This window comes from Streptomyces sp. NPDC029216 (assembly GCF_040648015.1).
In the GTDB taxonomy this organism is placed as follows: Bacteria; Actinomycetota; Actinomycetes; order Streptomycetales; family Streptomycetaceae; genus Streptomyces.
Genome location: NZ_JBEZWL010000014.1, coordinates 14,700 through 32,764, shown reverse-complemented (window position 1 = coordinate 32,764; position 18,065 = coordinate 14,700). Strand labels below are relative to the sequence as shown.

Annotated in this window: 17 protein-coding genes; 7 read left to right on the top strand and 10 right to left on the bottom strand. The window is 72.8% G+C overall.

Going from position 1 to position 18,065, the window contains the following annotated elements:
* Positions 1-48 precede the first annotated feature (48 nt).
* From AB0F18_RS08355 to AB0F18_RS08340, 4 genes are all read right to left on the bottom strand, one after another.
* Positions 49-828, bottom strand: a complete 780-nt coding sequence (locus tag AB0F18_RS08355) for a hypothetical protein (RefSeq protein WP_362056294.1) — start codon at positions 826-828, stop codon at positions 49-51.
* Positions 825-2,711 carry a phosphatidylglycerol lysyltransferase domain-containing protein gene (locus AB0F18_RS08350; protein ID WP_362056292.1) on the bottom strand — a complete coding sequence of 629 codons (1,887 nt, stop codon included), beginning with the start codon at positions 2,709-2,711 and terminating at the stop codon, positions 825-827. The genes AB0F18_RS08355 and AB0F18_RS08350 overlap by 4 nt, the downstream gene beginning before the upstream one ends.
* An 81-nt stretch (positions 2,712-2,792) precedes the next feature.
* On the bottom strand, positions 2,793-3,872 hold the full coding sequence (gene cobT, locus AB0F18_RS08345; RefSeq protein WP_362056290.1) for a nicotinate-nucleotide--dimethylbenzimidazole phosphoribosyltransferase: 1,080 nt from the start codon (positions 3,870-3,872) through the stop codon (positions 2,793-2,795).
* Positions 3,873-3,926: 54 nt separating this feature from the next.
* On the bottom strand, positions 3,927-5,141 hold the full coding sequence (locus AB0F18_RS08340) for a bifunctional adenosylcobinamide kinase/adenosylcobinamide-phosphate guanylyltransferase (RefSeq protein WP_362056288.1): 1,215 nt from the start codon (positions 5,139-5,141) through the stop codon (positions 3,927-3,929).
* 93 nt (positions 5,142-5,234) lie between these two features.
* Here AB0F18_RS08340 and AB0F18_RS08335 point away from each other — a divergent pair, with 93 nt between their 5' ends.
* The gene (locus AB0F18_RS08335; RefSeq protein ID WP_362056286.1) at positions 5,235-5,444 is read left to right on the top strand and encodes a hypothetical protein; all 210 of its coding nucleotides are present in this window, start codon (positions 5,235-5,237) and stop codon (positions 5,442-5,444) included.
* A 60-nt stretch (positions 5,445-5,504) separates the two neighbouring features.
* On the opposite strand, the gene AB0F18_RS08330 is transcribed toward AB0F18_RS08335, so the two are convergent.
* Both AB0F18_RS08330 and AB0F18_RS08325 read right to left on the bottom strand, forming a co-directional pair.
* Entirely contained in the window at positions 5,505-6,212 is a 708-nt protein-coding gene (locus AB0F18_RS08330; protein ID WP_362056284.1) for a class I SAM-dependent methyltransferase, read from the bottom strand.
* Positions 6,213-6,325: 113 nt separating this feature from the next.
* Complete coding sequence (locus AB0F18_RS08325) at positions 6,326-6,925, bottom strand: DUF3043 domain-containing protein (protein WP_362056282.1); 600 nt, start codon at positions 6,923-6,925, stop codon at positions 6,326-6,328.
* A 261-nt stretch (positions 6,926-7,186) separates the two neighbouring features.
* On the opposite strand from AB0F18_RS08325, the gene AB0F18_RS08320 reads away from it, so the two are divergent.
* On the top strand, positions 7,187-7,981 hold the full coding sequence (locus AB0F18_RS08320; protein WP_362056280.1) for a PspA/IM30 family protein: 795 nt from the start codon (positions 7,187-7,189) through the stop codon (positions 7,979-7,981).
* 14 nt (positions 7,982-7,995) lie between these two features.
* On the top strand, positions 7,996-8,274 hold the full coding sequence (locus AB0F18_RS08315; RefSeq protein WP_362056278.1) for a hypothetical protein: 279 nt from the start codon (positions 7,996-7,998) through the stop codon (positions 8,272-8,274).
* A 93-nt stretch (positions 8,275-8,367) separates the two neighbouring features.
* Here the strand turns inward: AB0F18_RS08315 and AB0F18_RS08310 are convergent, their stop codons facing one another.
* A complete protein-coding gene (locus AB0F18_RS08310; protein WP_362056276.1) occupies positions 8,368-9,168 on the bottom strand; it encodes a hypothetical protein in 801 nt (266 codons plus the stop codon).
* A gap of 70 nt (positions 9,169-9,238) precedes the next feature.
* Between AB0F18_RS08310 and AB0F18_RS08305 the strand changes: the two genes are divergently transcribed.
* The 3 genes from AB0F18_RS08305 to AB0F18_RS08295 all read left to right on the top strand — a co-directional run bounded on the left by AB0F18_RS08305 (position 9,239) and on the right by AB0F18_RS08295 (position 14,122).
* Entirely contained in the window at positions 9,239-10,060 is an 822-nt protein-coding gene (locus AB0F18_RS08305) for an adenosylcobinamide-GDP ribazoletransferase (RefSeq protein ID WP_362056274.1), read from the top strand.
* A gap of 33 nt (positions 10,061-10,093) precedes the next feature.
* Positions 10,094-10,813 carry a response regulator transcription factor gene (locus AB0F18_RS08300; RefSeq protein WP_362056272.1) on the top strand — a complete coding sequence of 240 codons (720 nt, stop codon included), beginning with the start codon at positions 10,094-10,096 and terminating at the stop codon, positions 10,811-10,813.
* A gap of 192 nt (positions 10,814-11,005) precedes the next feature.
* Positions 11,006-14,122, top strand: a complete 3,117-nt coding sequence (locus AB0F18_RS08295) for an efflux RND transporter permease subunit (protein WP_362056270.1) — start codon at positions 11,006-11,008, stop codon at positions 14,120-14,122.
* A gap of 64 nt (positions 14,123-14,186) precedes the next feature.
* On the opposite strand, the gene nadA is transcribed toward AB0F18_RS08295, so the two are convergent.
* Positions 14,187-15,374, bottom strand: coding sequence for a quinolinate synthase NadA (nadA, locus tag AB0F18_RS08290; protein WP_362056268.1), 1,188 nt, complete (start codon positions 15,372-15,374; stop codon positions 14,187-14,189).
* 337 nt (positions 15,375-15,711) lie between these two features.
* Here nadA and AB0F18_RS08285 point away from each other — a divergent pair, with 337 nt between their 5' ends.
* Positions 15,712-16,068: an iron-sulfur cluster assembly accessory protein gene (locus AB0F18_RS08285; protein ID WP_030029080.1), complete on the top strand. Its 357-nt coding sequence runs from the start codon at positions 15,712-15,714 to the stop codon at positions 16,066-16,068.
* Positions 16,069-16,159: 91 nt separating this feature from the next.
* Here the strand turns inward: AB0F18_RS08285 and AB0F18_RS08280 are convergent, their stop codons facing one another.
* Positions 16,160-17,629 (bottom strand): hypothetical protein, encoded by a 1,470-nt coding sequence (locus AB0F18_RS08280; protein WP_362056266.1) that lies wholly within the window; start codon positions 17,627-17,629, stop codon positions 16,160-16,162.
* Between the two features lie 85 nt (positions 17,630-17,714).
* Positions 17,715-17,930 carry a hypothetical protein gene (locus AB0F18_RS08275; protein WP_362056264.1) on the bottom strand — a complete coding sequence of 72 codons (216 nt, stop codon included), beginning with the start codon at positions 17,928-17,930 and terminating at the stop codon, positions 17,715-17,717.
* Positions 17,931-18,065: the final 135 nt, after the last annotated feature.

Here is an 18,065-nt window from a genome sequence, read left to right as displayed (position 1 = left end):
GGTCGTCACCCCGATACGGTACGGGCTCGCGCGCGCCGCCCGTACGGCTCAGGCCGGACCGGCGAAACGGGACAGCGGAGGGGACGGCGGAGGGGACGGCGGAGGCGAGGGCGGAGAGGCGGGCGGAGGCGGCGGCATCCGCCGCCCCAGCGGGGCCCGGGAGCGCGGCGGCCCCCACTTCGCGCGCACCACGCACACCGCCATCACGGCGGCGATGGCCGCGAGGTGTTCCTTGCCGGCGAGGTTGTCCTTGACCAGCACCTCCCCGATCATCACGAGGATCACCAGGGTGCCGGTCAGGTAGGCCCGGTAGCGCCAGCAGACGAAGATGGCGAGGCCCACCACCGCGGCCGAGGGGCCGGTGTCGTTGACGACGCGGTCGGTCACCGGCAGGCCGAAGGGGTGGTCGGGGCCCAGCGAGAGCCCGATGCGGGCGTAGGTGGTGCCGGCGAGGGTGGCGACGTACCCGATCAGCAGGGTCCGCCACCAGCCGATGCAGATCTCGGCGATCCCGAACACCAGCAGGATCTGCGCGAGCGCCCCCCACACCGGCAGGTCGAGGGCGGGGACGAACAGGGACAGCGGCGTGCGCAGCAGCGCGAGCCACAGGGGGTCGACGGCCTTGACGGACCCGAGGTTCTGGACGGGCTGGAAGCCCCAGGACGTGTTCTGCACGATCTGGAAGACCGAGGTGAGGCAGACGGCCCCGATCGTCATCGGGACGGCCCGCCACTTGTCGTGGACGAGTGCGTCCCTGAGGGTCCAGAACAGGGGGCCCCACTCGCGGCGGGCGAACCGCCGCGGTGAGGCCGTCGTCCACGACGTCAACGAATCGTCTCCAGATGTCTGCGGTGCAGCCACTTCGGCAGGCCGGGCGCCTCCAGGAAGCCCTCGGCCCGGCCCGCCGCGATGCCGATGCGCAGCAGGTCGGAACTCTTCTCGAAGAGCATGAACCGCGGCTCCCAGATCGGCCGGTATTTGGCGTTGGCCCGGTAGAGGGACTCGATCTGCCACCAGCGGGAGAAGAAGCTCAGCAGCGAGCGCCACATGCGCAGCACCGGACCCGCGCCGAGCTTGGACCCCCGCTCGAAGACGGAACGGAACATGGCGAAGTTCAGTGAGACCTGTGTGACGCCGATCTCCTTCGAGCGTTCCAGGAGTTCGATGACCATGAACTCCATCAGGCCGTTCTCGGAGTCCCGGTCACGGCGCATCAGGTCGAGGGAGAGCCCCTTGGGACCCCACGGCACGAAGGACAGCACGGCCCGCAGATCGCCGTTGCCGTCGGTGCACTCCAGCATCACGCACTGGCCGTCGTCGGGGTCGCCCAGGCGGCCCAGGGCCATGGAGAAGCCGCGCTCGGTCGCGCCGTCGCGCCAGTCGTCGGCGCGCTGGAGCAGGACGGCCATCTCGTCGGCCGGGATGTCGGCGTGGCGGCGGATGCGGACGGTGTAGCCGGCCCGCTTGACGCGGTTGTAGGCCTGCCGGACGGTGCGCATGGCGCGGCCCTCCAGCGTGAACTCGTCGGTCTCCACGATGGCCTCGTCGCCCAGTTCCAGGGCGTCCAGGCCGTGCCGGGCGTAGATCTGCCCGGCTTCCTCGGAGGCGCCCATCACGGCCGGCACCCAGCCGTGCTCGCGGGCCTCGGCCAGCCAGGGTTCGATGGCGCCGGGCCAGGCCTCGGGGTCGCCGATGGGGTCGCCGGAGGCCAGCGAGACCCCGCCGACGACGCGGTAGGTGACGGCGGCCTTGCCGGTGGGGGACCAGATGACGGACTTCTCGCGGCGCAGGGCGAAGTAGCCGAGCGAGTCGCGGTCGCCCTGCTTGGCGAGGAGCGCCCGCAGCTTCTCCTCGTCCTCGGGGGTGAGCGGGTCGACGGCGCGGCGCGAGCGGAAGGCCGCGAAGAGCACGGCGAGCAGCAGCAGCATGGACATGACGTTGATGAACACGTCCACCCAGGCGGGGGTGGTGATCGCGTTGTACGCCTTGTCGTCGGGGGCCAGCGTGATCAGCCGCATCACGCCGTAGCGCCAGCGGGCCAGGAACGTGGCGTCGGCCCGGTCCGGGTCGGTGTTGGTGGCGCCGACGAGGAGGGCGGCGATCAGCGAGGTCAGCAGCAGGCCGACGGCGCCGACGGCGGTGGCCAGCTTCGGGTTGGAGCGGTCGCCCTTGGCGTAGAACTCGTGGCGGCCCACCAGCAGCGCGCCGACGAAGGCGGCGGTCAGGGCGAGCGAGACCCAGTTCTGCGCGTGGTCGCGGAACTCCGGGTAGCACAGGCTGAACTCGCCGCCGGTGCACGGGGCGAACGCGGCGACCGCGAACGCCAGCAGCAGCATGCCGCTGACCACCAGGTTCAGGATCCAGGCGGCCCGCTTGCGGCGGCCCATGGTGACCGCGAGCAGCAGCGAGAACAGGCCGGAGGCGAAGCCGGCCGTCAGCAGGTACGGGGTGTAGAAGTCGGCGGTGTTGTGCCGGCGCAGGTCCTGCCCGAGCGAAAGCCACACCGCGCTGAGGAAGTTGACGAAGGTGACGGCCCTCAGGTACCAGACCGCGAAGGCGGCGCTGCGCCGCGAGCGCGGGCTGCCCCTTCGGGTCTCCGGCTTCGCGGCGGCTTCCCCTCCCTGCTCCTTCTTGTTGTTGGAACCCTTGCCGGGAGCCTGATCGAGGCTGCTCCGGTCGGTTTCTACGCTGGTCAAGCGGACCTCTCCCATGAAACGCGATGATATGGGCGTCACCGGTCCGCAGGCCGTACGAGCACTGCGGACTGGTCAGGCCCGTGGTGCCCGGTACTTTCAGTCCGTCTTCTGGTCCGTCGGCTGCTCCTCGGCCGTCTTCTCCGGAAGCTCCGCCGCGAGCGCGGCGGCCGCCTGGACCAGGGGGAGCGCCAGCAGGGCCCCGGTTCCCTCTCCCACTGTGACGCCGTGGTCGAGCACCGGGTTGAGCGCCATCCGGTCCAGTGCCTTCGCCTGGCCCGGCTCCCCGCTGCTCTGGCCGGCGAGCCACCAGTCCGGGGCGCGGAAGGCGGCCCGCTGGGCCACCAGCCCGCAGGCCGCCGAGACGACCCCGTCGAGGATGACGGGTGTGCGGCGGACCGCGCACTGGAGCAGGAAGCCGGTGATGGCGGCGACGTCCGCGCCGCCGACCGCCGCCAGCAGCGCCGTCTGGTCGCCGAGCACCGGGCGGGCGCGGCGCAGCGAGTCGCGGATGGCGGCGCACTTGCGCATCCAGGCCAGGTCGTCGATCGGCAGGCCGCCGCGGCCGGTGACCACGGAGGCGTCGGTGCCGCACAGTGCGGCGACCAGGGTGGCCGCCACGGTGGTGCCGCCCACGCTGAGGTCGCCGAGGACGACGAGGTCCGTACCGGAGTCGGCCTCCTCGTCGGCGATGCGGATGCCGAGCTTCAGCGCGGCCTCGGCCTCCTCGGCCGTGAGGGCGTCCTCGACGTCGATGCGTCCGCTGCCGCGCCGTACGCGGTGGCGGACCACGTCCTCGGGCAGCAGCCCGGGGTCGCAGTCCAGGCCCGCGTCGACGATGCGGACGCCGGCGCCGAAGCGCTGGGCCAGGACCGCCACCGGGCTGCTCCCGTCGAGCACCGCGCGCACCAGTTCGTGGGCGCTGCCCGCGGGCCGGGCGGAGACGCCCTGGGCGGCGATGCCGTGGTCGGCGGCGAACAGGACGACCCGCGGCCGCTCGATCGGCTTGACCGGAACCCGGCCCTGCGCGGCGGCCAGCCACTCGGCGAGCTCGTCGAGCCGGCCCAGGGCGCCGGGCGGCACGGCGAGGCGCCCACGACGCTCCTCGGCGTCACGTCGGACGCCCCCGTCGGGGCGTTCGATCAGATCGGAGAAGTCGTCGAGATTCAGCGTGGTCATCTGCCAGAGATTACAGCCGCCCGGACCGTGCTCAGGGGGGCGGCTGCCGATCCGTCACGACGGCTGTTCCCTCAGGGTGACCGCCTGTCCCGCGACCACGAGGAGGACGTGTTCGCACTCGCCCGCGACCTGGCTGTTGAGGCGGCCGAGCTCGTCGCGGAACCGCCGTCCGGACGCGGTCGCCGGGACCACCCCGGAGCCCACCTCGTTGCTCACGAGCACCACCGTGCGCCGGGTCGCGCGGACCGCGGCCACCAGGTCCGCCATCCGTTCGCGCAGTTCCGTCTGGCCGCCGGCCGCCCAGACGGCGTCGTCCCAGGCCCCGGCCCGGTCCATGGCGTCGGTGAGCCACAGCGCGAGGCAGTCGATGAGCAGGGGCGGGCCCGGCTGCTCCAGCAGCGGCACCAGCTCGCAGGTCTCGGCGGTCCGCCAGGTGGCGGGACGCCGTTCCCGGTGGAGGCCCACGCGCTGGGCCCATTCCGCGTCACCGTCGCGGGTGCCGCCGGTGGCGACGTACGTGACCTCGGGGAAGGCCTCCAGGCGCCGTTCGGCCTCGACGGACTTGCCGGAGCGGGCCCCGCCCAGCACCAGGGTGCGGCGGGGCACGTCCGGTACGGCGTGGTACTCGCCGGTCACCACCGTGGTGCCGTCGGGCACGGCGCGGGCCCCGGCGGCGGCGCAGCGGCGCTCCAGCTCCCGGCCGGGCGGGATGCCGTGGTCCAGGTGGACGGCGATCACGTCGGTGGCCGGGCCGACGGCCCCGGTGGCCCGCAGCCGGGCCAGGGCCTCGGGCCGGCCGAGCACGTCCGCCAGGACCACGTCGTACGGGCGCTGCGCGAGGGTGCCCTCGGTGCCGGCGGGGGCCCCGCCGGGCGGCAGGTACAGCAGCCGGCTCCCGTCCGGGCCGGTGACCTCGTACCCGGTCCCCGGCGCGTCCATCGGCACGGCCCGCACCCGGTGCCCGCTGATCACCGCGAGCTCCCGCCCGTCCGGCACCCGCCCGGCGGCGGGCAGTCCGGGCGGCAGCTCGACGGCCGGCCCGTCGTGCGGGTGCGTCAGCAGCACCTGCCGTACGACGGCCAGCGAGTGCCCGGCGCGGGCCCCGGCGAGCACCGCCCCGGGGGTGAGGTCGAGGAGCAGGGCGCCGTCGACGAGGACGGAGGTCGCACCGCGCGCCCGGGTGCCGACGGAGACCGCGCAGACGGCGCAGGGACAGCCGGGGCGGGGCAGTCCTTCAGGGGTACCGGTGCCGAGGAGAGTGAGTTCCACACGGAGATCCTCTCGCTTCGCCGGTACTGGTGCGCGCCCGGTTACGCTGCGGGCACACTCAAGGCGAGTAGCGGACGAGCAACGGAGGCGGACATGGCGTGGACGTGGCGGTTCGAGGCGGCCGACGGCACGGAGGTGGCCCCGGCGGTGGAACCGGAGGAGTTCACCACCCAGGGCGACGCGGAGTCCTGGATCGGCGAGGTCTGGAAGGAGCTCCTGGACGGCGGTGCGGAGCGGGTGACCCTGTTCGAGGACACGTCGGAGATCTACCAGATGAGCCTCAGCGCGGCAGCGGAGGCGTGACGTCCTGACGTGCGGAACCCCCGGGGCGGACCCCGGGGGTTCTCCGTTGCGCCGGCTCCGTCAGCCCCGCACCCCGCACAAGTGCAGCAGCGCCGCGACCGACCGGTACGGATCGGTCCGGCCCGCCCGCTCCTCGGCGGCGAGCAACCGCTCCAGCTCCTCCTCGGGCGGCAGCTCGGCGGCGGCCTCGGTGCCGTCGGTGAACACCCGCACCCCGTACCAGGTGTGCAGCGGCGCCCCGATCCCCGAGAGCGTGGCCGTCAGGTCGGCCAGCCGGTCGGCCCGTACCTGCAGGCCGAGCCGGTTCGTGTAGTCGACGGTGTCGAAGGCGGCCAGCGCCCCCGCCCAGTCCCCGGACAGCCCCGGCCGCAGCGCGAGCGCGTCGCCGTTGCGCACCAGCAGGGACAGGAGTCCGCCCGGCGCCAACATCCGGGCGAGCCCGGCGAGCATGGCGTCGGCCTCGGACACGTACATCAGTACTCCGTGGCACAGCACCACGTCGAAGCTGCCGGGCCCGAAGTGCGCGCCGGTCTCCCGGCCGTCGCCCTCGATCAGCTCGACCCGGTCGCGGATCCCGGCCGGCTCGGCGGCCAGCGCCGCGTGGGCCACCGCCAGCATGGCGGCGTCCTGTTCCAGACCGGTGACCATGTGCCCGGCGCGGGCGAGGCGCAGTGCCTGGGTGCCCTGGCCCATGCCGACGTCGAGGACGCGCAGCCGCTGTCCCACCGGGAAGCGCTGCGTGATCTGTTCCTCGACCTGCCGGCCCACGAGTTCCTGGCGGACGGCGTTGCGCAGTCCGCCCAGGCCCTCCAGCCACAGTCGGGCTCCCCCCGAGAAGCCCTCCCCCTTCGACGCCCCAGACGTGCCGGGCGTCGCTCCGGTCAGGGCCGTTCCCCGCGCTTGACCTGCGGCTTGGGCAGACGCAGGCGGCGCATCTGGAGGGTGCGCATCAGGCCGTAGGCGACGGCGCCGCGGCGGGGCTCGTTCGCGAACCGCTCGTTCAGCGCCTTGCGCAGGCGGAAGACCAGGCCGATCGAGTCCAGGACGATCAGGACGATCACGCCGAGCCACAGCAGCAGCGCGACGTTCTGGATCGACGGGACCCGGATCATGCTCAGGACGAGGATGATCACGGCCAGCGGCAGGAACATCTCGGCGACCGAGAAGCGGGAGTCCACGAAGTCGCGGACGAACCGGCGGACGGGGCCCTTGTCCCGGGCGGGCAGATAGCGCTCGTCGCCGTTGGCCAGCGCTTCGCGCTGCCTGGTCATCTCTTCCCGGCGGCGTTCGCGGGCCCGCCGCGCGTCCTCCTTGCGGTTGCCGGTCGAGGCCACGACGGCCTTGCGCTGCGACTGGGCCACAGCACGCTTCGGCGTCGGGCGGCCCTTGGGGGCCTGCGGGTCACGGGGCTGCGAGAGGCCGGCGCTCACCTTTTCGGTGGCGGAGGCCTTCTCTTCCTTGGAGGAGCGGCTACCAAACACAGACACAACCCTACGTGGTCGAGGCCGGGCGGCCCACCTCGGCGGGGAACGATCCGGCAACGGCGGGCGTCTACTCCGTACGAGGCTCCTGAGGCCCTCGGGGGTCACCTACTCCTTACGCCTGATACGGCGCTGGGGTACTCGTCCTGGAGGAGGAGCGCATCCGTACTCGAACAGTGCGGTAATGGAAGCAGGGCCCGTACTGTGGGTCCTGTCGGTGACCTGGAGCACAGTCCGTCTAGAAGGGGGCGCGCGAAGCCCATGAGCGGTGTCATGAAGCGTATGGGGATGATCTTCCGCGCGAAGGCGAACAAGGCCCTTGACCGGGCCGAGGACCCGCGCGAAACCCTCGACTACTCCTACCAGAAGCAGCTGGAGCTCCTGCAGAAGGTGCGCCGCGGCGTCGCCGACGTGGCGACCTCCCGCAAGCGCCTGGAGCTGCAGCTCAACCAGCTGCAGAGCCAGTCCGCCAAGCTGGAGGACCAGGGCCGCAAGGCCCTCGCCCTGGGCCGCGAGGACCTGGCCCGCGAGGCCCTGTCCCGCCGTTCCTCCCTCCAGCAGCAGGTCAGCGACCTCCAGGTGCAGCACCAGACCCTCCAGGGCGAGGAGGAGAAGCTGACGCTCGCCTCGCAGCGCCTCCAGGCCAAGGTGGACGCCTTCCGGACGAAGAAGGAGACCATCAAGGCCACCTACACCGCCGCCCAGGCCCAGACCCGGATCGCGGAGTCCTTCTCCGGCATCTCCGAGGAGATGAGCGACGTCGGCCTGGCCATCCAGCGGGCCGAGGACAAGACGGCCCAGCTCCAGGCCCGTGCGGGCGCGATCGACGAGCTGCTGGCCTCCGGCGCCCTGGACGACCAGAGCGGGCTGGGCTCCAAGGACGACATCCAGGCCGAACTCGACCGCCTCTCCGGCGGCAACGACGTCGAGCTGGAGCTCCAGCGGATGAAGGCGGAGCTGGCCGGCGGCCCGTCCGCGCAGCAGCAGGCCATCGAGGGCGGCGCCCCGGGCACCGCCCAGCCGCAGCAGACCCAGCACCGGTTCGACAAGCAGTAGGACAGGGGCCCGTCATGATTGTCCGCATCATGGGGGAAGGCCAGGTGAAGGTGGACGACGGCCACCTCATCGAGCTCAACAAGCTGGACGACGAACTCCTGGAGGAGATGGAGTCCGGCGACGAGCCGGGCTTCCGGCGCACGCTGGTCGCGCTGCTCCACGCCGTACGCCGCCTGGGCACCCCGCTGCCCGACGACGCGCTGGAGCCCTCCGAACTGATCCTCCCCGGGCCCGACGCGACCCTGGCGGAGGTCCGGGACATGCTCAGCGACGACGGCCTGATCCCGGGCTGACGGCGCCCGCGCGCGCCGGCCCACCGACACCAGCGCGCCACTCACCGACCTGAGGAAGGGTCCGCCCCCGCGCCGGGGGCGGACCCTTCCGCGTCAGCCGCAGCCGTGCCCCGGACCGCCGCCGGAGCCGCCGCTCTTCTCCCGGTCCCGGTCCCGCTCCGGATCGGACAGTCCGCTGATGAAGTTCTCGAACCTGCGCCGGGGCCGGGCCCAGCGCCGGTCGTGGTGGAAGGCCCGCAGCCCCGCCCTGGCGCGGGCGCGCGGCCGGTGCGCGTAGAACCGCCTCGCGTACGGGGACCCGGGCCGGGCCAGCCGGATGGCGCCGATCAGCGCGACGAAGGGGATGACCGTCCCGAAGACCGCCGTACGCGGCTTTCCCTTCCACAGGGCGATCAGCGCCAGGAAGAAGTTGGTGGCGGTGTTCATGACCACGATCCCGCGGCTGTGCCGCTCCCCGGGGGTCAGCTCGTTGACCCCGAACGGCAGGAACCCGCCCAGCACCAGCGCGACCACCGCGGCCGTCAGCACCACGATCTCCACGCTCTTGCGGCCCTGCTCGCTCCAGTAGACGTCGTCGAGGTGCAGGATCAGCGCGAACTCGTCCAGCACCAGCCCGGCGCCCAGCCCGAAGAGCACCGCCGACAGGCCCGCGCCGAAACTGTGCCCGCCGCTGCCCACCGCCCCGAACCCGCCGATGATCACCAGGACCACGCCCGGGACCACGTGGTGGACGTGCAGACCGCCCGGGGTGATGTTCTTGAACGGTCCGCGGCCCGCCCGGATCAGCCGGGTGATCACCCGTGTGACCAGGAACGACAGCACGAACGACAACAGGGCGAGCAGCAGCGGGAGCTTGCCCGGCTCGACGATGTTGCGCTCCCACCAGTGACCCACGACACCCGCTCCCGATATGACACGTAATGAGCAATTTACCGCTCACGGTAAGCGGGTAGCGTTCGCGCCGATGACAGATTCGACCGATGATCGACCGCCGCCCCCGCCCACGGAGCGCGCCTCGCTGGCCGACGGGATCCGCTTCGCCTTCGGCACGCTGACCGTCCTGCCCGCCCGCATCACCCGCTGGGACCGGCCCGCCGCCCGCACCGGCATGGCCTGCGCCCCGCTGGCCGGCCTCGCCGTGGGCCTGCTCGCCACCGTACCCGGCACGCTGCTGATGCTGCTCGGCGGCGGACCCCTGCTCGCCGCGGCCGTCACCGTCGCCGTCCCGGCGGCCCTCACCCGCGGACTCCACCTGGACGGGCTGGCCGACACCGCCGACGGGCTGGGCAGCGCCAAACCCGCCGACGACGCCCTGCGCATCATGAAGCAGTCCGACATCGGCCCCTTCGGCGTCATCTCCCTGCTGTTCGTCCTCCTGATCCAGGTCGCCGCCCTCGCCGACGCGTACGCCGACGGCTGGATCCGGGGCGCGCTCGCCACCGTGACCGCCGCCGTCACCGCCCGGCTCGCCATGACCCTGGCCTCCCGCCGGGGCGTGCCCGCCGCACGGCCCGAGGGGCTCGGCGCGGCCGTCGCGGGCGTGGTCCCGCACCGCGCGGCCGCCGCAGTGGCCGGCCTCGTCGTGGCCGCCGCCGCCCTGGCCGCCCTCCCCTCCGGAGCGCCCGCGGCCGCCCAGCACGCGGCCGCCGTCCTCGCGGCCCTGCTCACCGCCGAACTCCTGCTGCGCCGCTGCGTGCACCGCTTCGGCGGGGTCACCGGCGACGTCTTCGGAGCCGTCTGCGAGGCCGCCGCGACGGCCGTCCTGGTGGTCCTCGCCCTCGGCTGATCCGGCGCCCCACCGCCCGCGTACCCTCGGGGGGTGGACGAGACCCAGGCTCAGGAGCGGGGCGGGGCCCCCATCAAGGTGCTGCTCGCCGACGACCAGGCGCTGCTGCGCAGCGCGTTCAAGGTGCTCGTCGACTCCGAACCCGACATGCGGGTGGTCGGGGAGGCCTCCGACGGGGCCCAGGCCTACGCCCTCGCCCGCGAGCGGGGCGCGGACGTCGTCCTCATGGACATCCGCATGCCCGGCACCGACGGCCTCGCCGCCACCCGCCTGATCAGCGAGGACCCCGACCTCGCCGGGGTCCGGGTCGTCATGCTGACCACCTTCGAGGTCGACGAGTACGTGGTCCAGGCCCTGCGCGCCGGAGCCTCCGGCTTCCTCGGCAAGGGCGCCGAACCCGACGAGCTCCTCAACGCCATCCGCGTCGCGGCCGCCGGCGAGGCGCTGCTCTCCCCGGCCGCCACCAAGGGGCTGATCGCCAGCTTCCTCGCCCAGGGCGGCCGCGCCGACGCCCCCGCCGCCGGCTCGGCCCACGCCGAACGGCTGGCCGCGCTGACCGGCCGCGAGCGCGAGGTCCTCGTCCTGGTGGCCGCCGGCCTCTCCAACGACGGCATCGCCGCCCGCCTGGAGGTCAGCCCGCTGACCGTGAAGACGCACGTCAACCGGGCCATGGCCAAGCTCGGGGCGCGCGACCGGGCGCAATTGGTGGTCATCGCGTACGAATCGGGCCTGGTCCGCCCCCGCGTCGACTGACCTGCGGCGCGCCGCGCCGTGCGCCGCAGGTGCCCCGCCCCGCTGCGGCGCGCGCGGCCCGCAGTAGGACGGCGTACTGCGGGCGCGGTATGCCGCGCATAAGGACGGGACCTGGGGCCGACGCAGCCGCGGTCCGGCGTGGGTGAGGCTGGAGGACCCTCGCCCACGTCACAGCAGAGAGATCCCACACCCATGTCCTGGCTGTCCCGCTTCAGCCTGGCCCAGAGAGCCCTGATCGGCCTCGTGTCGATCGTCGCGCTGCTCTTCGGCGCCATAGCCATCCCGCAGCTCAAGCAGCAGCTGCTGCCGTCCATCGAACTGCCGATGGTCTCCGTGCTCGCGCCGTACCAGGGCGCCTCGCCCGACGTGGTCGAGAAGCAGGTCATCGAGCCGATCGAGAGCACCCTCAAGGGCGTCGACGGCATCACCGGCATCACCTCCACCGCCAGTGAGGGCAACGCCCTCATCCGGGCCACCTTCGACTACGGCGACAGCGGCACCAAGCAGCTCGTCGCCGACGTCCAGCAGGCCGTCAACCGGGCCCGCGTCCGGCTGCCCGCCGAGGTGGACCCGCAGGTGGTCGCCGGCTCCACCGACGACATCCCGACCGTCGTCCTCGCCGTCACCTCCGACAAGGACCAGCAGGCGCTCGCCGACCAGCTGAACCGTTCCGTCGTCCCCGTCCTGGAGGACCTCGACGGCGTCGGCCGGGTCAGCGTGGAGGGCGTCCGCGACCTCCAGGTGACCATCGCCCCCGACAACGCCAAGCTCGCCGCCGCCGGCCTCGACGGCGCCGCCCTCGCGGAGGGCCTCAAGGCGGGCGGGGCGGCCGTCCCCGCCGGCTCCTTCGACGAGCAGGGCAAGAACCGCACCGTCCGCGTCGGCTCCGGCTACACCTCCCTCGCCCAGCTGGAGGACCTCCGGCTGACCGCCGGCCCCGGCAGGCCGGTCGTCCGCCTCGGCGACGTCGCCGCCGTCCGGCAGGAGCCGGCCAGGGCCGACTCGATCACCCGCACCAACGGCAAGCCCAGCCTCGCCCTCGTCCTCACCATGGACAAGGACGGCAGCGCCGTCGCCATCTCCGACGCCGTCAAGGACAAGCTCCCCGAGCTGCGCTCCCAGCTCGGCTCCGGCGCCGAGCTGACCGTCGTCAGCGACCAGGGCCCGGCCGTGGCCCGCTCCATCTCCGGCCTGACCACCGAAGGCCTGCTCGGTCTGGCCTTCGCGGTCATCGTGATCCTGGTCTTCCTGGCCTCGATCCGCTCGACGCTGGTCACCGCCGTGTCCATCCCGCTGTCCGTGGTCCTCGCCCTGATCGTGCTGTGGACCCGCGACCTGTCGCTCAACATGCTGACGCTGGGCGCGCTCACCATCGCCATCGGCCGGGTCGTCGACGACTCGATCGTGGTCCTGGAGAACATCAAGCGCCACCTCGGCTACGGCGAGGAGCGCGAGGCCGCCATCACCGCCGCCGTCAAGGAAGTCGCCGGCGCGGTCACCTCGTCCACGCTCACCACCGTCGCCGTCTTCCTGCCGATCGGCCTGGTCGGCGGCATGATCGGCGAGCTCTTCGGCTCCTTCTCGCTCACCGTCACCGCCGCCCTGCTGGCCTCGCTGCTGGTCTCCCTGACCGTCGTCCCGGTGCTCTCGTACTGGTTCCTGCGCGCCCCCAAGGGCACCTCGCAGGACCCGGAGCGGGCGCGCCGCGAGGCCGAGGAGAAGGAGGCGAAGAGCCGTCTCCAGCGCCTCTACGTGCGGGTCCTGGGCTTCGCCACCCGGCGCCGCCTGACCAGCGTCGCGATCGCGGTCGTCGTGCTGGTCGCCACCTTCGGGATGACCCCGCTGCTGAAGACCAACTTCTTCGACCAGGGCGACCAGGACGTCCTGACGGTCAGGCAGGAACTGCCCGCCGGCACCTCGCTGGCCGCCTCTGACGAGGCCAGCCGCAAGGTGGAGAAGGCCCTGGCCTCCGTCGAGGGCGTCAAGGACTACCAGGTCACCGTCGGCTCCTCCGGCTTCCTCGCGGCCTTCGGCGGCGGTACGGGCTCCAACCAGGCCTCCTTCCAGGTCACCCTCGACGACGCCGGCCAGTCCGACGCCGTCAAGCAGCGGATCCAGGACGCCCTGGGCAACCTCCAGGGCATCGGCGACATCTCCCTCTCGGCGGGCGGCGGCTTCGGCAGCCAGAACCTGAGCGTGGTCGTCAAGGCCGGCGACGGCGCCGTCCTCGCCAAGGCCGCCGAGCAGGTCCGCGCCGAGGTGGCCACCCTTGAGGACGTCACCGACGTCCAGAGCGACCTCGCCCAGTCGGTGCCCCGCATCTCGGTCACCGCCACCCCGAAGACCGCCGAGGCGGGCCTGAACCAGGCCGCGCTGGGCGCGCTCGTCGCCCAGGCCGTCCGCGGCAACCCGGTCGGCAAGGCCGTACTGGACAACACCGAGCGGGACGTCGTCATCCGCTCCGCCCACCCGGCCACCACCCTGGCGGAGCTGCGGGACCTGCCCGTCGGCCCGGCCAGGCTGGGCGACATCGCCGAGGTCAAGGAGGTCCCCGGCCCGGTCGCGATGACCCGGATCGACGGCGCCCGCGCCGCGACCATCACCGCCAAGCCGGTCGGTGACAACACCGGCGCGGTCAGCGCCGCCCTCCAGACCAAGCTCAAGGCCCTGGACCTGCCCGACGGGGCCACGGCCTCCATCGGCGGCGTCTCCCAGGACCAGGACGAGGCCTTCGGCTCGCTGGGCCTGGCCATGCTCGCGGCCATCGCGATCGTCTTCATGCTGCTGGTCGCGACCTTCCGCTCGCTGGTCCAGCCGCTGATCCTGCTGGTCTCCATCCCCTTCGCCGCCACCGGCGCGTTGGGCCTGCTCATCGCCACCGGCACCCCGATGGGCGTCCCGGCGATGATCGGCATGCTGATGCTCATCGGCATCGTCGTGACCAACGCCATCGTCCTGATCGACCTGGTCAACCAGTACCGGGCCCAGGGCCTGGGCGTGGTCGAGGCGGTCGTCGAGGGCGGTCGGCACCGGCTGCGCCCGATCCTGATGACGGCCCTGGCGACGATCTTCGCCCTGCTCCCGATGGCGCTCGGGGTCACGGGCGAGGGGGGCTTCATCTCGCAGCCGCTCGCCGTGGTGGTCATCGGCGGCCTGGTCAGCTCCACCCTGCTGACGCTGCTGCTCGTGCCGACGCTGTACACGGTGATCGAGCTCCGCAAGGAGCGCCGGCGGGAGCGCCGCTCGGCCAGGCGCGAGGCCAGGCTGACGGTGGTCCCGTCCCCGGACGAGGACCGGGTGACGGTCTGATCCCGTGAACGCCGAAGGGGCGCCCCCACCGGGGGCGCCCCTTCGTGCGCGTTCCTGCCGCTGCCTACGGGAGGGCGAGCATGCGCTCCAGCGCGAGCTTGGCGAAGCTCTCGGTCTCCTTGTCGACCTGGATCTGGTTGACGAGGTTGCCCTCGGCCAGGGACTCCAGGGTCCACACCAGGTGGGGGAGGTCGATGCGGTTCATCGTCGAGCAGAAGCAGACCGTCTTGTCGAGGAAGACGACTTCCTTGTCCTCGGCGGCGAAGCGGTTCGCCAGCCGCTTGACGAGGTTCAGCTCGGTGCCGATGGCCCACTTGGAGCCGGCCGGGGCCGCCTCCAGCGCCTTGATGATGTACTCCGTCGAGCCGACGTAGTCCGCGGCCGCGACGACCTCGTGCTTGCACTCGGGGTGCACCAGCACGTTGACGCCCGGGATGCGCTCGCGCACGTCGTTGACCGAGTCAAGGCTGAACCGGCCGTGCACCGAGCAGTGGCCGCGCCACAGGATCATCTTCGCGCCGCGCAGCTGCTCGGCGGTCAGCCCGCCGTTCGGCTTGTGCGGGTTGTAGACCACGCAGTCGTCCAGGGACATGCCCATGTCGCGGACGGCGGTGTTGCGGCCCAGGTGCTGGTCGGGGAGGAAGAGCACCTTCTCGCCCTGCTCGAAGGCCCACTCCAGGGCCTTCTTCGCGTTGGACGACGTACAGATCGTGCCGCCGTGCTTGCCGGTGAAGGCCTTGATGTCGGCGGAGGAGTTCATGTACGAGACGGGCACGGTGCTGCCGGCGACCCCGGCCTCGGTCAGCACGTCCCAGCACTCGGCGACCTGCTCGGCGGTGGCCATGTCGGCCATCGAGCAGCCGGCCGCGAGGTCGGGCAGGACGACCTTCTGGGCGTCGGAGGTCAGGATGTCCGCGGACTCGGCCATGAAGTGCACACCGCAGAAGACGATGTACTCGGCCTCCGGCTTGGCGGCCGCGTCGCGGGCCAGCTTGAAGGAGTCGCCGGTGACGTCGGCGAACTCGATGACCTCGTCGCGCTGGTAGTGGTGCCCGAGGATGAAGACCTTGTCCCCGAGCTTCTCCTTGGCCGCGCGGGCGCGGGCCACCAGGTCCGGGTCCGACGGCGAGGGCAGGTCGCCGGGGCACTCCACGCCGCGCTCGCTCTTGGGGTCGGACTCGCGCCCGAGCAGCAGCAGGGCAAGGGGCGTCGGCTGGACGTCCAAGGGCTGGGCGGTGGTCACGACACGCACCCTTTCTGTTCAACGACTGGGTGCCTTCCGAAGAGGGCTTCCGAAGGCGTCACTTCGACTTCTCGTCTATATGACGTTATCTATCATAACCGCTTCATGTCAGTTTGACGATGGCGATAGTGTCGATGTGACGCATTCGCCTCGCTCCGGAACGGCGCACTCCAGCGGCCCTCCGCGAGGGGTCCACCGCCGCCCGCAGGTGTGCGAGCATGAATATCTGAAACAAGGCGCCGGACCCGGAATGAAACCGCGGTCCCGCTGGTTGCCATCGACGGCAAGAGTCCGACGTTTCCCCAGCCTCAAGGCGGGGAGCCGCCCACTTCGGGAGTGAATGCAGATGTCCGTACAGGACGACAAGACCACTGTGAGCGACGGCATCCTCCTGTCCGACGCCGCCGCCGAGAAGGTCCGTACCCTGCTGGAGCAGGAAGGCCGCGATGACCTGGCGCTGCGCGTCGCCGTCCAGCCCGGCGGCTGCTCCGGCCTGCGCTACCAGCTCTTCTTCGACGAGCGCTCCCTCGACGGCGACGTCGTCAAGGACTTCGACGGTGTCAAGGTCGTCACCGACCGCATGAGCGCCCCGTACCTGGGCGGCGCCTCCATCGACTTCGTCGACACCATCGAGAAGCAGGGCTTCACGATCGACAACCCGAACGCCACCGGCTCCTGCGCCTGCGGCGACTCCTTCAGCTAAACCCGGCTGAACGCGCACGAAGAGGGCCCGGGCCCCGGTCGATCCGACCGGCGCCCGGGCCCTTGCGCGTGCCACCCTCCTGCGTGCGCTCCTACTGCCGGGGGAGGGGCTTGCCCGTCGTCGCGTCGACCACCTTGCGGTCGCCCAGCGGCTGCTGCAGCTGCGCCGTGACCGACATGTCCTTCGCGATCATGATGTAGTTCTGGCCGGGCTTGTTCGGCGTCTCCGTGATCTTCACCAGCACCGACCCGGCCTCCTCGCGGGCCTCCAGGGCGTAGGTGCTGCACACCCCGCCCCAGAAGTTGACCGTCAGCGTCCGGTCGGCCTGCGCGTACGAGAACCCGGGCACGGTGCGGCCCTGCGGGGGCACCGGAGCGGGGGTGCCACCGTCCTCCTTGGCCGCGGCCGGCTGGACCACCGTACGGCCCGGCTTCCCGTCCGCGCCCGCGACCTCGAACAGCCAGGCCGGTACGAGGCCCCGCCCGCCGTCCACCGTCCCCGCGGTCAGCCCGAGCACGGCCCCCTTCACGCTCTCCGTCCGCGGCGGCTTCATCGGGCGCGGCTCCGGGTTGCAGGGCAGGGTGTCCGTGGCCCCCGTCGCGGTGTCCGGGGTCAGCGGCACCGAGGTCGCGCAGCCACTCGGGCCCGGACCCGTCCCGTCACCGCCGCCCTTGCTCGCGGCGTTCAGGCGGTCCAGCGCCTCGGCGGCCCCGACCACGGGCTGCTCGGCCGTGCGGACCGGTGCCTTCAGCTCGCCGCTGCCCGCCACCACCTGGCCGTCCGCCCCGACGCTGATCCGGCTGGACCAGCCCTGCGTGGGCAGGCCGCCCACCACCGGGTCGGCGACCACCACCCGGACCGAACCCGTCACCAGACGGGCGTCCACCTTCGCGTCGCCCTGCCCGGCGGCCGCGAGCACCGGCGCCGCGGCGGCCTTCGCGGCCTGCTCGGAGACGGGCTTGCCGGCGCCGGAGTCCTGCGGGGCGGCCTGCTTCGCCGCGCCCGAACCCTCCTGGGGGAGCGTGGCCGGGCCGCAGGTGTCCTTGCCGCGCACGCAGTCGTCCCCCGCACCGGGGCCCTGGAAGCGGGAGAAGCTCCAGGTGCCCGGGGCCTTGCGGGTGACGCTCAGCCGGGGCCCCGCACCGTCGACGGTCTCACCGGCCAGCCACTGCTCCCCGCTGAGGCGGGGCGCGCCGGAGATCCCCAGGGCCTGCGCGAGCCGGGCCACCTCCTCCGAGGTCACCTCCCCGGACGCGGCGAAGGAGGGCGCGCTCGCCGGGGCCGGGGGCAGGGGGACGTCCGCCCGGTAGGTCACCCCGCCGCCGTTCGGGTCCGGCTCCCCGGGGGCGATCCCGGGCCGGGAGGGGGTCCCGGCGGTACGCGGGGCGACGGCCGCGGTGTCACCCGTACGGCTGCCGCCGCCCCGGGCGTCCCCGTACGCCGTCGACGCCCAGTAGGCCGTGCCGCCGCCGGCCAGCAGGACGGCGGCCGCGATGGAGCCGATGGCCCAGGCCGGCCGCCGTCGTGTGGCGCGTGATGTGTCGGGTTGTTCGCTGGTCACCGCTCGCTCCTTCGCGTGTCCCGCCGTACGTGATGCGGGTGTGACGCGCCGACCGCGAATCCGGTTCCCTTCCCCTTTCCTCCTCCTACTCCCCGTACTCCGCTGTGGCGGCGATCAGCCGGGCGGAGGCCGGCGGGACGCTGATCCCGTGGATCTGGGAGGGTGCCACCGGGCCGGGCCGGGCCTCCGGCTCGACCGCCCAGTGCGGGGCCATCCGGGCGCAGTCGCCCAGCAGCCGTGCGAAGCCGGGGCGCGCGTCGGCGGTGTACTCGGCGTAACCGAAACCATCGGTATAGGTCATGGGGGCACGGTAGACACGCCAGGTCGGGCGAAGGAAGTCCTACTACGGGGTAGTTTCAGCCGTTCGGCCGGGGGCCGGGGACCGGTAGCTCGTACGAGTGAACGAGGAAGGGTGCCGGTCAAGGACAATCGGCGG

Excerpts from the sequence above, each read along its gene's own strand:
- AB0F18_RS08350 (WP_362056292.1), bottom strand. The coding sequence starts at position 2,711 with ATGGGAGAGGTCCGCTTGACCAGCGTAGAAACCGACCGGAGCAGCCTC.
- AB0F18_RS08335 (WP_362056286.1), top strand. The coding sequence starts at position 5,235 with ATGGCGTGGACGTGGCGGTTCGAGGCGGCCGACGGCACGGAGGTGGCC.
- AB0F18_RS08315 (WP_362056278.1), top strand. The coding sequence starts at position 7,996 with ATGATTGTCCGCATCATGGGGGAAGGCCAGGTGAAGGTGGACGACGGC.
- cobT (WP_362056290.1), bottom strand. The coding sequence starts at position 3,872 with ATGACCACGCTGAATCTCGACGACTTCTCCGATCTGATCGAACGCCCC.
- AB0F18_RS08305 (WP_362056274.1), top strand. The coding sequence starts at position 9,239 with ATGACAGATTCGACCGATGATCGACCGCCGCCCCCGCCCACGGAGCGC.
- AB0F18_RS08295 (WP_362056270.1), top strand. The coding sequence starts at position 11,006 with ATGTCCTGGCTGTCCCGCTTCAGCCTGGCCCAGAGAGCCCTGATCGGC.
- AB0F18_RS08275 (WP_362056264.1), bottom strand. The coding sequence starts at position 17,930 with ATGACCTATACCGATGGTTTCGGTTACGCCGAGTACACCGCCGACGCG.
- AB0F18_RS08285 (WP_030029080.1), top strand. The coding sequence starts at position 15,712 with ATGTCCGTACAGGACGACAAGACCACTGTGAGCGACGGCATCCTCCTG.
- AB0F18_RS08320 (WP_362056280.1), top strand. The coding sequence starts at position 7,187 with ATGAGCGGTGTCATGAAGCGTATGGGGATGATCTTCCGCGCGAAGGCG.